This is a genomic window from Mesorhizobium sp. M00.F.Ca.ET.216.01.1.1 (genome assembly GCF_004010325.2).
GTDB lineage: Bacteria > Pseudomonadota > Alphaproteobacteria > Rhizobiales > Rhizobiaceae > Mesorhizobium.
Genome location: NZ_SADR02000039.1, coordinates 27785 through 41831, shown reverse-complemented (window position 1 = coordinate 41831; position 14047 = coordinate 27785). Strand labels below are relative to the sequence as shown.

The window sequence follows — 14047 nt, the reverse complement described above, 5'->3', positions numbered from 1 at the left end:
ACCTGGAGCGGAACAGATCCTGCTCTCCCGTCTCGCGCTTCTCGCGTGGCTTGGACATTCGCCGTCCCCTCGATTCGCCGCCGCCGAACCGAGTGAATCACGCTCCGCAGCACAAGGGAATCGCAAAACCGAATTGCAGGAAAACAGCGCTCATAAACCGCAAATCCTGCAATTCCAAAGCCGCTATCCGCCTCAATCAACATGCCAGATCAATGGCTTGCGGATAGTTCACGGTCGACAAGATCACCGGCGCGGACTGGAAGAATACGGCTGCATCGCCCTGACCGAGCCGGCGGAACAGAAGATCTCGGCATCCGTCAACGCTCGATACAAACCGCGCGATCGAATGGACCGAGCACAACCGGATCAAAAAGCTTCTCAGAGAATTGAGGACCCTTCGGACCCCAAAAGGGCTATAGCCTGATTTTGGGTTCGCACGCCTAGCTTCTTCTTGGCATTGTCCAAATGAAAAGCGATCGTGCGTGGCTTGATGCCCAAGATGCGGCCGGTCACCCAGGCTGAATTACCCCGCGCTGCCCACCGCAGGCACTCATATTCGCGGGATGTCAGCGAAATCCCATCCACTGTTCGATCGCTCGGCAGTTTGCGGCGAACGCAACGATGAAAGCAGGCCGCCATCAGCTGAAGAGCTTGTTCGTACCGCTCAGCGACCCGAAGAAATACTGGACGAGGCTCATCGGCGGCAAAAGTAACCGCAGCGATGCGGCCGCGGAGATCGACAATTGGGATCGTCAAACCGCAGCAGATGCTGAATTGAGCCGCCTCATCGAATAGCTGCTGTTGAGCCGGCGACATTTTATCGCCTCCCAAATTCGATCCCCAGTGAAACGGGCAGCCGCCATTTCGAGCACGCAAGACCACAGGATCGAGTTTCTCATACTGATTTTCGAGATACTGTCTGGTCCAGCGGGGTGGATAGTTCGAAATTAGCCTCGGTTTGCCGGAAGGCCGTGCTGGCAAGGAGAGGTACGCAAAGGAGATTAGGTCAAGTCGTCCGGCCGCCTCAGCCATGGCATCCCGGAAATCTGCCTCATCGATACTCTGTGACAGTCTTTCAAGGAATGTCTCGAAAACAAGTGGCATGTCCCTCGTCATCGTCGCGCTCGATTCTTCCTCTTTCTGCACGCCTTCCGGCTGCGTCGTGTATGTCCCGACAAACGCGATTGACTTCGCGGGCGTCGCTGGGCTGACCAGGCTCCAGAATGCTGCCACACTTTCGATCTTCGCCGGTCATCCCAATCATGCTGGGCTCGCCCGATGGGTGTCTGGCAGACGCCTCATGATCTTTCAACAGCTCAATCAGAGAATCTCCATGCATTAAATCATGACCGCCCCTGCACCGTCCAAATCAGGAGAAATCATCCTGCGCTGACCAAAAGCCATCATTGACCCAGCTTTTGCAGGAATTTGGGTCGGCACGAGCATAACAATTCGGATAGCCGCTCATCCCCCACCCAGGGCGCCATGATCCGGAACGAAGTGTTGCGATGCTTTCTTTTCTTTGATAGGCAAATCGTCTCAACAATGTTAAAATGCCTTTTCCTTGTGAACGGGATGGCGTGTGAGTATCGTCCTTTTATATACATGACGTGATAAAATTCACCGCAATGATTATTCTGCTCTTTGTGATGTGAAGGAAGATATCTTCGGCGTTGCCGCCTTTGGAACCGGCGACCGTGGCCCGCTGCAATGATGTAAAGGGCGAGTCTAAGCTCAATCTGCATCGGAACGTGCAGATGACCTTTACCAGACCCTCGATTCCGGACGGGCCATAATGATTCTGATTACGTGGGTCAAAAAGGGCGCCCTGCCGGCGGGGAGGTACACCCGCAGGGCGCGCCGCACAGAGGTCCTGGTCGTTGGGCAACAGGACAGCGGCGGCAGAACTGATTCGGTTCGTGACTGAAATAGTCCGGAGCATGCTCAAGATCAGATATCTGGAATTCAACAGTTTTGGGTCTGCTCGGCGCAGTAGCGCGCAGGGACATGCCTGCCTCCGGACTCGCTCCTTCGCGATCGCAAAATCATACGGCACCCTCGGCCTTCAGCGCGCGATAGGTGGTATCGACCGACTTTACCGTCGCGTCGACAATGATGTCGATCTCTTTTCGGGTAATGATCAGGGGGGGTGCATAACCGAGGATGTCGCCATGCGGCATGGCCCGTCCGATGACACCATTCTCAAACAGAGCAGCTGCAGTGCGCACCCCGACCTGAAGGTCGGGTTCGAATGGTATCCTTTGTTTTGGGTCCCGCATCATCTCTACGGCCGACAGGATACCCACTCCGCGAACTTCACCAACGATGGGATGCCCCGCCAGCTCGGCCTTCATCCGGTCTTGCCAATACGGTCCAACATCGCGGACATGCTCCAAAATATTTTTTTCTTTAAGCAGTCGAATATTGGCGAGCGCGGCTGCGGCACAAAGCGTGTGCCCCGAATATGTCCAGCCGTGGCCGAGTGCGCCGTGCTTCTCAGTTCCTTGTTCCAAAACCGACCAGACACGGTCGCCAATGATTGACCCGGAGATGGGGAGGTAGGCGGAACTCAAACCCTTTGCGATGGTCACGAAATCCGGACGCATGTTATACAGGTGGGAACCGAACTTCTCGCCGGTTCGCGCGAAGCCGCAGACCACTTCATCGGCGATTAAAAGGATATCGTATTTGTCGAGCACCGCTTGAATGGACGTCCAGTACCCTTTGGGGGGCGGCACAATACCTCCTGTCCCAAGTACCGGCTCTCCGATAAAAGCTGCAACCGTTTCCGGTCCTTCGGCCAGGATCAAGGCTTCAAGCTCATCGGCACAGCGCCGGGAGAACGCTTCCTCGCTCTCCTCGATACGCGCCTGGCGGTAATAGTGCGGCGTGGTTGTATGGCGCACCAAATCCAGAGGCAGGTCGAAGAAATTGTGAAAGAAGGGAAGGCCAGTTAGGCTACCCGTGACCAATCCAGACCCGTGATAGCCGCGATTTCGCGAGATGATCTTTTTCTTTTCGGGCCGGCCAAGAATGTTATTATAGTACCAGACCAGCTTGATGTTGGTTTCGTTAGCATCGGAACCGGAGAGGCCGAAATAGACCCTTCGCATGTTCTGACCGAAATACTCGACCACGGCCTCTGCCAACAGGGCGACCGGCTCCGTACCTTGGCTGGCATAGACGTGCGCGAACGGCAATTCGCGTGCTTGCCTGGCAATGGCCTCGGCGATCTCCGTGCACCCGTATCCCATGTTGACGCAGTAGAGCCCTCCGAAACCGTCGAGGCTCCGTCGGCCTTCGGTGTCCCAGATATAGACGCCGTCCGCTCCGGCCATGATCCGGTTTGGCGTCTCTCCGCGACTGTGCTTGGCCAAATGTGTAGACGGATGAAAGACGAAGCTTCGATCCTTCTCCTGGAGTTGCTCGGTTCCCAGATTGCTCGAGCGCATCGTCCCTCTCCTCGCGATAGATTGGCGGAGGGCACTCGGCCAGCCACCTGTTTAGCAAATAGCATACCGGAAACGTCTCTCGAGTTTCTCGGGAATGCAGGTTATTCGCCGCGGAATTCGCGGGATCGGCCCGAATTGCCGTGAAAACTAAGGCGCCACCTTCGCAGGAGCGTTGAATTGGATCTCACTGATTTTGCGACGTCAGGGCGCGTACTGCAAACACGAACAGCTTACGACACGTATGCGCCCAGCATAGTGCCCGATTAGCGGGTGACGTTGCCCCCAGTTTCTATCCAGTTTTGAGTTCGTTTCCGGCGTGGGTTGTGCCCTGCTGGGCGGGTGAGCGACGGGCGCTGGCGCGGAGCCTTTGGCATAGCCCAGCGCGAGGCACGATAGAGCGCCGCCGGCCATGTTCCGCCGAACGCCGGTCATCCCTTACATTCTGATGGTCCGGATCGGTCTTGCCCTTCCCCAGGGTGGTAACGCAGGTGATCAGGGGAAAATCACATTCGCCTCGATCAGCAGGCGGCGGGTTCCGTGCCGCGGCACAGGCCCCAACCTGGTTGGCCAGCGCTGAGAGGCTGAGGTCGTGCCCTCGCGCATAGCGATCGCTTTGGCGGTGCAGCGGCTGGTGCTCGGCAGACTTCTCAAAGGAACAGCCAGCAGGTTCGGCCCGGCAAAGACGCGCGGCGAGAGCGCCTCGCCATCGACATCTTGATTCGCAGCCGACCAGCGCCGCCAAGTTCTGTCGTCAGTGTGTTGCCCTTCTTGCGATCGCAAATTCGTGGTTGCTGCGCAGGGCGAGCCGAGCTGCGGCTCGCGGGACGCGGGCGAACCGACAGAACTCTTTGCGCCGCCTGAAAAGCTGCCTCCATCAATGCTGGCCAATCGTGCAGTCTTGAAACGCTGGCTCAAGCCTCAAACGTCGAGCAGCCGCTCCTTTTCCTCTCGAAACCAGCGCCCCTCGCCCGACGTGATCACTCGATCTCATGCTTCGAGCAGGGCTCCTCCTAATGGTTGCGCTCATGACCTGCACCCTTCAGCCAAACTCAGCAAATGGGACGTCTCCACGGATTATCAGCGGCTCGGCAAGCTCGGAACGCGCCGGTGAACGCTGCAAGGTTAGTCGCCGCCAGTGGATGGCGAGGATGTCCTGCGGCTAAGTACTTTAGGTGGGTTATTATAACCCGAGATTCCGATACGTGGTTTCGCCATAGCTCCTGGCGCCATTGGCACGCTGAGCGTTTGAAAGCCGATGAAACTCGTTAGGCCAATGGGCAAGCGCGTGCTTGATAGCCTTCATCTTGAACGGCACGTGGCACAACACATTTGTCCCTGATGATGGGCGGACAGCTCGCATCTAGTTGTCGCGAGCCGTTAAGGTTTGCTGCGATTATCGGCAGACCTAGATCAAGGGCCAATTCCATTTCCCAGCGCACGAAGCGAAAAAGGTTTTTCGTTTTCTCACCGATCAGGACAAGTACCTGGCTCGATCCATTCATTCTGTTGCGAAGATTGCGTTTAACATAATCTTCGTCCTGTGCTCGGCTCGTCATATTGTCCAGATCGTGAGCGTTCGCGAATTCAAAACTCACATTCTCGCTGGCATTCCACCCTTTCATAAAGCGGTATGCCCAAGCGTCTTCATCGCCGTCAAATATTACATAGATCGGATCGCTGTATGCCATTGTTGTCTCTTAGTTGTTTTGACGAGCAACCCACTGGGTGTGCTCCCTTGAGAAAGCCAGTTCGGCTTCGTTCACCGCCGCGGAGAATGCCTCATCCGAGATGGCGTCCGTAATAAGGTCGGCAGTCAATCCGATCTCGTGAGCTGGCGGCCAGCCTGGTATCGCTGGGTCAGCGATGCGTACCACGATGAACGAGAACCCCAGAGCGTAAGCAATCACACCAAGGCCCATCCAAATTTTTGCGGATCTCTGTTCGAGCGCGCTTTCTTCTCGTACCACTTACGTTGCTCGCAAATTCGTGTCTGCAGATATAGCTCTTTTCGCTCTTTTAGCGGGGAGTCCCTTCGATTGCTATCAAGGATACCTTCCATGAGCTTGCGAAAATCAGCTCTAGCGTCGGCCGCACGCGTGTCATCGAACGGCTGTGCTCGCATCGCAAAGCGCCAGGTCAATGTCTTTACTGACTCTGCCAAAGCTCTAGCTTGATACCAGACCTGCTCGGGCTTTGTGACCGACCGGAAAATGAGGATTCCCATTGAGCAAAGAAACACCGCAGCATACACACCGAAATAGGCCTTTGATGGCCACAAATCCAAAGAGAGAACAGAGGCCGAAAAAAGAATAACGTACTCTGCCCGGATCAGGCTAAGAAATGTCGCCTGCTGCTCGTTAGACGCCATGTCGGCGCTATTATAAAGTCCAGGATATTTCACTTCAGAGCACCTCTATTTGTGCCAGCAAATTCTTTAAGCCATGATTTGGCAAACGTAACGTTTGCAGTCGAGCTTACAGAGCCTAGTCTTGAGCTAGACGCGGTCCCTCTGTTTATAAACAGGATTGCAGGTCCGGTCCCATCGATGTACGGGTATAGGCCCAAAAATTCTTGCCCACAGAATGTTTCCGAAGAATTTTTTGCCACGGGGAGAACTGCTACCGCGGTCCGAAAGCCATCGAAAAAGCCAAGCTCCCAAGGCATCTATCTGGATCCTGGAGAATTGTTTGAATGCACATAGATTAGCGTCTTTGACTGCCTCATACGGGTCCGCAGCAACTCGGCAGTGGCAGAGGAGACCTTTGTGCGGTCCAATTGTGAATCTTCGATCCAATCTACATAAGCAGTGAACCCAAGCTCCTCAAAAATTCGCTTCACACCGAGAACGATCTCTGCGTCCTTGAACGAATGTGACAGAAAAACGTCGAATGACGATCTGGCTGTAGCTGCGGCCATCTCTTCCTTTAGAACGATCGATGCGGCTCTATGTCCTCGACTGGCATTCGCAACTTTTTTCAGCTCTGCCTCGGTCAGTAGCACTATTCAAATCCCCCATGATCTGTTCGCAATCTATGAACTAGACGCCCATTCGATTAAGCGACCCCTTGTCTTGTGAAAACTGGCACCATTCTCTCCAGCCGGTAGCGCAACCTCCACCCTTCTCGAAGACCACTCGGCTGGCGGGCGTGACCGGCCTTGTCACCCACCTACGCGACCGCGGCTCAGCGATGCTCCTCGCTCAGAAGGCTGCGGAGACCAGCAATGTCAAACAGGACAGACAATCTCCTAATCTCGAACAGCAACGAACTTACGACGTAGAAAGGAGATGGAGCGATCTCCGAATATCCGCAGGCGTCGAGGGCCGGTTTGCTCGCCAAGGCCGAGCGGGCCAGCTTGCACTCCCGCTACCCGTCGGCTTGCCAATTCCTCGCTGTAGATTTCGCCCCCTACACGGATGCGCTGACCGCGACTAAGCTCAATCGCCCCCGATCGCCAATCCAGGGCGAAGGTTCCCCCCTTGAGATAGCTGTAGATGCACTTTTCGGCACTTCGCATCTCAGATATGGACGCCTCCTCCACCAGGCACGATCCGGTTTGGCTTCTCGCCGCAACCGTGCTGGCCAAGTGCGTCCGATGGCTGCTTCGATCCGTCTCCTGGAATTGATCGGTTCCAGATTGCTCAAGCGCATCGTCCTTCCTCGCCATCAACTGGCGGATAGCGCTCGGCCACCTTTTTCCAGGAATTAGTATACCGCAAATGTCCCTTGAGTTTCGTCGGAATGGGTGCTTTTTGCCGACGAATCTACGGGATCCGTGCCAAACGCCGTTGAAACTTAAGCTTTTCGGTTTTACCGTTGCCTCAGGGCGGACAAGGGTATCGGTGAATTGGACTTCACTGGTTTCGTAACGACAAGGCTATAGTATTGATCAATCCCTAAGCCTGCCTGCAGCAGTCCCTCCATGAAATCCTGATAGGCGGCCATAGAACGAGATGCGACCCGCATCAGATAATCGACGCGCCCCCCAATTGCCCAGCAGTCCAGGATTTCCGGAATCTCTTGGATTGCAGTTTCGAAGTGTCGTTGGTCCTCAAGACGATGACGATCCAGCACGACCTCTACCATCACAAAGATCATGCCGCCAATGAGGGCAGGACTCAGTCGCGCATAGAATCCCTCAATAATCCCTGCGGCCTTGAGTGCTCGGAGCCGCTCCGAACAGGCCGATGCCGAAAGATGAACTCGTTTTGCAAGCTCACTTTTTGAAATCCGACCGTCTGCCTGAATTTCGGAGAGAATCCGGACGTCCCAACTGTCGAGTTGCACGGGATCGGGTTTCGACTTCATAACCTATGCTCTCAAGCAGCGATCGACATCGCGTTGTGTGCCGATCAATTCTATCATCAATTGAAACGACCGAATGTAGTAGTGGAAGGCATCTGTTTCTCGGCCCGAGATGTGCCAGAATGGGGTACGAAAATCAGCTGAGGGAGAGCGATCCGCTGAGAAAAGCTGCAGAAGTAGTTTGGCTATCGCCCCGACGCCTAACGGGGCAATGATGCAGCTGGAGAGGATAGCCGGCCGCGGCGGAGACCTCCTGATAAAATAGATAACCCATTTACTGAACTCCGCTGCCGTACTTGATAGACGCCGCGACGGCATTCGAGCCTCGATCGCGTGTATGGCATATTCAGTGCAGTATTCACTGGCACATTCAGCTATTGGAGTGAATTGAAGGCCTTGCTCGTCCGGCTCGCCGAGGCGCATGGCACCGCAAATGCCGCTCGTCTTACGGCTTGCCCGACAATTTGGCGCGGGAGTCTGGCCGAAATCGCCCAACGGAAAGACTCAAACGCCGATGTTGCGTGCGATGCTGTCTGCCGCCATACGCTTCCGCCATTCAAGAGGCCCGGAATTGTGAATGGAGTTTCCCTCAACATCGACAGCCATGATGACAGGCATGTCCTGCACCTCGAATTCATAGATGGCTTCCATGCCCAGGTCTTCAAAGGCAACGATCCGCGCCGCCTTGATCGATTTTGAAATCAGGTACGCAGCGCCACCCACTGCAGCAAGGTATGGCGTTTTGTGTCTTACAATCGACGCGATGGCCGCCGGTCCCCTCTCCGCTTTGCCCACCATCGCGAAAAGGCCGGTTTCGGCGAGCACCTTGTCCGTAAAATCGTCCAAGCGGCTGGAGGTTGTTGGACCAGCGGGTCCAACAACCTCATTCCTCACTGCCCGGACGGGGCCGACGTAGTAAATCACGCCTCCCCGCAGGTTGACCGGAAGCGGTTTACCGGCAACGAGCAGCTCGATCATTCGTTGGTGGGCAGCGTCACGGCCCGTCAGTATCTTTCCAGACAGCAGGAGCGTTTCACCGCAGCGCCACGATGCCGTCTCTTCCTTCGTCAGCGTATCTAAATTGACCCGCCGGACGCCGGCTGGGTTCAATTCGTCGGCTCCGATGTCGGGCCATTCGCGCAAATCGGGCGGCTGGAGGGTGATGGGTCCAGAGCCGTCCAAAGTAAACTTCAGGTGCCGGTTGGCGGCGCATTGCGGGATGAGCGCCACAGGCTTGGACGCCGCATGAGTAGGATAGGTCGCAACCTTGACGTCAACGACTGTCGTTAGACCACCAAGGCCTTGGGCGCCGATACCAAGCGCGTTGATCCGCTCATAAAGCTCAATCCGCAGCCCCTCCTCTGCGCTTGACGCCCCCATTGCGATCAGTTCCGCCATATCGATGGGCTCATTCATGGCCTCCTTGGCCAGCAGCATCGCCTTTTCAGCGCTACCACCGATGCCGACAGAGATCAGTCCAGGTGGACACCACCCGCTGCCAAGGGTCGAAACGGTATTGACCACCCAGTCGGAAACGGAGGCGCTGGGATTGAGGGTGGTAAAACGTGCCTTGTTCTCCGACCCGCCGCCTTTCGCGGCGATGGTGATCTCAATCTGGTTACCTTGCACCAGGTCGACATGGACAACTGCCGGTGTGTTGTCACGGGTGTTGATCCGTGTGGCGAGCGGATCCGCAACGATCGATGCCCGAAGGGGATTGTCCGGATCGAGATAGGCTTGGCGTACGCCCTCATTCACAAGATCAGCGAAACTGGCGGTTGACTTGATGCGGGCATCCATGCCGACCTTTGCGAAGACCACCACAAGTCCGGTGTCCTGACAGATCGGGCGCCGCCCAAAGGCCGCCATGCGGGAGTTCAGCAGAATCTGACCTATGGCGTTCTTCGCCGACGGGCTCCGTTCTCGCGTGTATGCGTGAGAAAGAGACCGGATATAATCTGGAGGGTGGTAGTATGAGATGTACTGAAGGGCGTCGGCGACGCTTCTTGTGATGTCCTTGCCCGCGATGGTCCGTGTTCTATTTCCCACCGGATTTTATCCAAATGAACCGAGGCCATTCACCATTTTAAGGATTTGGAAGCTTCGCACCCCCTGCTCGCCGCCTTCATATCCATAGCCGCTTTGCTTGACTCCTCCATAAGGGGCATCAGCGGAAACCCCTTTCAGGTAATTCACACTAACAGCGCCCGCAGAAAGACCATTGATAAGCTTCTCTTGCGTATCGGCAACGCCAGTGAACAAGTAGGCGGCCAGCCCGTACTCGGTGGCGTTGGCTTCCTCGATCGCCTCTTCGATCGTATCGAAAGGCGCCACGGTGAGAATCGGTCCGAACGGCTCTTCATGAAGCACTCTCGCTTGCTTCGGTACGCCCGTCAGGATGGTTGGCGGCCAGTAAAACCCCGGTCGGTCAAGGGGGGTGCCACCGGTCTCGATGCGGGCGCCGCCCTCTACCGCATCTTTGGTCAGGCGTTGCATGGCCTCGATTCGCCGCGCGTTTGCCATTGGCCCCATTTGCGTTGCAGGGTCATCCGGTGGACCGATCCTGATTTTTCGGACCGCCTCCGTCATCCGGACCAGGAATTCCTCATAGCGGGATCGGGCGACAAGAATCCTGCTGGGCGCATTACAGCTCTGGCCCGCGCACTCGAATTTGTATTCCGAAATAGCCGGTATCGCCTTTGCCAGGTCCGCATCTTCGCACACAATAACCGGGGAATGTCCACCGAGTTCGAGGATGCAGCGCTGCAAATTATTCGCGGCGAGCGTGGCCAGCTGTTTTCCAACAGCAGTTGACCCCGTGAACGTCAAGACTTTCACAATTGGCGAACTGAGCAGATGCCGCGATATATGCACAGGAACACCGAAGACCAGGTTGACCACGCCTTCCGGTATCCCTGCTTGACGCAAAGATTCCACGATATGGACAGCCACGCTTGGCGTCTCTTCGGCCCCTTTGAGGATCACCGGGCAGCCTGCCGCCAGCGCGGGGGCGAGCTTGCGGGCGATAAGAACGGCCGGATAGTTCCACGGCGTAAAGGCAGCGACGACACCGAGCGGCTCCGGGACTATCATCCTGTTCGAGCCCAACGGAATCGGGACCGACAACTCATCGGCATGTCGGCCATTCCATTCCAGCGTTTCGACCGCGCGCGCGTATTCCCCTGCCGCCTCGGCAATCGTCTTTCCCTGTTCGGACGACAGGTCCCTGGCTGCGACGCCAGCTTTCTCTGCCAGAATGCTGGCGGCAGAGACGAGGATCTCGCCACGCTCTTTGGCGGATCGTGAGGACCACGCCTTGCGGCCGCGTTCTGCCGAAGCAAGAGCTTCATCCAAGTCCGAAACCGTAGCCGAGGCCACTGAGGCAAATACCTTCTCCGTCGCCGGGTTGATCACCGGCAAAGAGGCTCGGCTACCACCGGCTCGCCATTTGCCGTTAATGAAGAGCTCATAGCTCTTGGCGTCGGACATCGAGGGCTCCACTTGAATCAATTCTGGCCATACGAGCGCGGTTTCGATATCGAAACTGCTGAACTCGCTTGGGCCAGTTTCATCGCTACGGCCGCGGCGGGTCAAATATGGAATATTGCCGAGGTCCATCTGGAATCTAGATCGTTCTGGCCGTTCAGAATCACCAATGGCCTTCGCACAATTAATGAATGCTACAGGCCCGTGTCCGACGCCATGGCCGATCAGCCCTGCGTCGTGGCTGTTTCGCCAGCCACAGCCGGCTCGCCAGATGGCTTCGAAAGGGTCATAGCTCGCGGCGTCCGACATCGCCTGCTCCGCTTGTGTGAATTTTTATCTATCGGGCTAATCCTTTGATTCTCGATCTTTTAGATCCAAGCCGCCCTCAATCCTTCGACGGACGACAACAAGAAACAGCCGCTCGATCATATTCGGCAACCAGATACCCGTTCGATCTGAAAATTCCGGACAAAGGCGTGGTTTTTCTCGCGCCGCTCTTCGAGCTAACTCAAAGTCAAAAGTCATCTGACTCGCCCGGGCGAACTAAATTGGTCTAGGTGCAAATCTTCCGATACAGCCCCGCTCGGCAGAATTAGGCGATGCGAATTTGGAGCCGTAGCGACCAGCACAGCGAAGCCGGAAGATCTTCCGGCCGTCAGCGCACAGCGCTGTCCAAAGATATCGCTGGTCGGCATTGCGCGAACCACCAGACCACAATTCGGCCAACTCTCGAGGTGGGCCACCCCACTTTGAGCGACGGGTCGAAACGCTTTTTGTTCTCGCGGTTGCCTACCAATTCGATTGTGGTCACCGGGCCAACTGAATTGGACTAACCGCTTAGCAAATTGCTCGCACATGGCTCGTTTCCAATCACGGGTAGGTGACAGCAGTCGTCCATTGCGGATCATCGTGCTTTTGCCAGTAGAGGTCCATGAGCCGTCTGGTGACGGGTCCGACGTGTCCATTAGAGACCGAGGCGTCGCCGATGCGGGTCACGGGCATAATGCCGCCGGCAGTCGAGGTGATGAACACCTCGTCAGCGTCTTTGATCTCGGCGCGACTGATATCGGCAGCCGTGGCAGAGAGGCCGATCTCGGCGCAAAGATCGAACACGGTTCGGCGCGTGATCCCCGGCAACACGCCAAAAGCAGGCGTCCTCAGGGAGCCGTCCTTAACAACGAACACATTGAAGCCGGGGCCCTCCGCAATGTGCCCGTTCGTATCGACGATCAGCGCTGTCTCAGCCCCCATGTCATAGGCGTCAAAAAGCCCCTTCACGAGATCGAGCCAATGATAGTTCTTGATCGCTGGATCGACCGACTTAGGCGGAATGCGGACGGTCTCGCTGATCGCGACGTGCAAGCCTCTTTCCAGCTGTTCCTTGTTGGCGACCGAGCCAAAAGGCACAGCAAACGCCATGAAGCGGTTCTCCGCTTGGCGGGGATCGCGACTGAATGTCGGCGATGTGCCGCGCGTGCAGATCATCTCCACATACGCCGACTGGTGCCCCGACAGAGCGACACAATTGTTGAGGATCGAGGCTATCTTTTCGCGATCATAGGGAAGCTTCATTCGCAGCCGTTCCACGCCCCCAAAGAAGCGGTCGAGATGCAAGTCCAGCCGGAAGAACCTGCCCTTCCAGACGTGCACCGTGTCGTAGGTGGCATCCGAGTGCAGGAAACCCCAATCGAGCACGGAGACCTTGGCCTCGGACATGGGCAGGTATTGCCCATCCATGAAAGCAACCCCGCGCGGATACTGACGTCGATCGACGTGATGCTCGTCCACAGTTGGAAGAGCACCTAAGAGCTGCGTCATAGCGAGCGTCATTCTTTCTCCTTCCTTACCCCCGGGACGGTTGCTTTGCCCGCGTCGAGCAGTCTGGCAACCACACCGTCCCGACGCAGGATCCACTGCGTCCGTAGATCGCACGTTTCTCCACGCGAAAAAGCCCAATCTGATGGTGGATGCGCAATGGCGGTTTCAAAAGGCAGCCCGGAGTGAAGGCTTCAGCGCAATCCGCCCAAGGTTACACCAAAACCCGCGGCTCGAACTTGACACGATCAAGCGCGATCATGCTCTTAAATTTTCGGACATTAGGATTGGTATAGAGCTTCGTTTTGACGAAGACGTCAAAGGCCTCGACGTCCTCAACAGCCACGATCAGGACAAAATCGGCGTCGCCCGTGACCATATAGCACTGGCTAACCTCCTTGGCCGCCCGCATCGCGCGCTTAAAATCGTCGACAAGGTCCAGACGTTCACGATCAAGCTCTACGGTCACCACAACGGCAAGCGATTTGCCAAGAGCCTTCGGATCCACGAGCGAGATATCCGCGACGATTACGCCATCCACACGCAACTTGTTCACTCGACGCATGCACGAGGCGGCCGAAGAACCGACAAGCTCCGCGAGTTCGGCAAAGGAGAGCCGGTTGTTCTTCTGCAGCGCAGTAAGGATCCTTCGGTCTAGGTCGTCCACCGTGCAATGCCGCCATGTCGAAGACTCAATAATCGCTCAAGGACTTTAACATTCGCACGAATTTGCGCAATGTCTATTGCAATTTCTCCCGAAAACTGAAACAAACCACGCACTCCTCGGTCGCTGGATGATCGAATGCGCGCCCATTCCGGTTTTAAATCGGTGCGAAGTGGTCTAAGCTTGCAACATTTTAGAACGCGCGGGTTTGCATGATCCGCATTTCAGCAACTGACCCATTTGGTGCAAACCTCAGAATTCGAGGATGGTTGCATGAGACGATCCGCGTTCTTTTGCCTGGCTTGTCAATGATCACGGATTCGTTC

Annotated in this window: 10 protein-coding genes and 1 pseudogene; 1 reads left to right on the top strand and 10 read right to left on the bottom strand. The window is 56.2% G+C overall.

Annotated features, from left to right (window positions below; genetic code table 11):
• A partial coding sequence (locus tag EN859_RS38820; RefSeq protein ID WP_210237736.1) for a hypothetical protein occupies positions 1-424 on the top strand: 424 nt, incomplete at its 5' end.
• Here the strand turns inward: EN859_RS38820 and EN859_RS32385 are convergent.
• The 10 genes and pseudogenes from EN859_RS32385 to EN859_RS32335 all read right to left on the bottom strand — a co-directional run bounded on the left by EN859_RS32385 (position 379) and on the right by EN859_RS32335 (position 13724).
• The gene (locus tag EN859_RS32385; protein WP_126043841.1) at positions 379-1116 is read right to left on the bottom strand and encodes a LuxR family transcriptional regulator; all 738 of its coding nucleotides are present in this window, start codon (positions 1114-1116) and stop codon (positions 379-381) included. The two genes, EN859_RS38820 and EN859_RS32385, sit on opposite strands and share 46 nt — an antisense overlap.
• Before the next feature lie 929 nt (positions 1117-2045).
• Positions 2046-3452: an aminotransferase gene (locus EN859_RS32380; protein WP_126089941.1), complete on the bottom strand. Its 1407-nt coding sequence runs from the start codon at positions 3450-3452 to the stop codon at positions 2046-2048.
• 547 nt (positions 3453-3999) lie between these two features.
• Positions 4000-4145 (bottom strand): annotated as a pseudogene (locus tag EN859_RS40595) (transposase); the annotation flags it as partial.
• 572 nt (positions 4146-4717) lie between these two features.
• Positions 4718-5140, bottom strand: coding sequence for a TIR domain-containing protein (locus EN859_RS32370; RefSeq protein WP_245455131.1), 423 nt, complete (start codon positions 5138-5140; stop codon positions 4718-4720).
• Positions 5141-5355: 215 nt separating this feature from the next.
• Entirely contained in the window at positions 5356-5853 is a 498-nt protein-coding gene (locus EN859_RS32360) for a DUF4231 domain-containing protein (protein ID WP_126038231.1), read from the bottom strand.
• Between the two features lie 1408 nt (positions 5854-7261).
• Complete coding sequence (locus EN859_RS32355) at positions 7262-7759, bottom strand: Lrp/AsnC family transcriptional regulator (protein ID WP_126038228.1); 498 nt, start codon at positions 7757-7759, stop codon at positions 7262-7264.
• 501 nt (positions 7760-8260) lie between these two features.
• On the bottom strand, positions 8261-9805 hold the full coding sequence (locus EN859_RS32350; protein ID WP_126038225.1) for a fumarate hydratase: 1545 nt from the start codon (positions 9803-9805) through the stop codon (positions 8261-8263).
• Between the two features lie 6 nt (positions 9806-9811).
• Complete coding sequence (locus EN859_RS32345) at positions 9812-11245, bottom strand: NAD-dependent succinate-semialdehyde dehydrogenase (protein ID WP_126043839.1); 1434 nt, start codon at positions 11243-11245, stop codon at positions 9812-9814.
• A gap of 867 nt (positions 11246-12112) precedes the next feature.
• Entirely contained in the window at positions 12113-13072 is a 960-nt protein-coding gene (locus EN859_RS32340) for an aminotransferase class IV (protein ID WP_126038190.1), read from the bottom strand.
• Positions 13073-13271: 199 nt separating this feature from the next.
• On the bottom strand, positions 13272-13724 hold the full coding sequence (locus EN859_RS32335) for an Lrp/AsnC family transcriptional regulator (RefSeq protein WP_126038223.1): 453 nt from the start codon (positions 13722-13724) through the stop codon (positions 13272-13274).
• Positions 13725-14047: the final 323 nt, after the last annotated feature.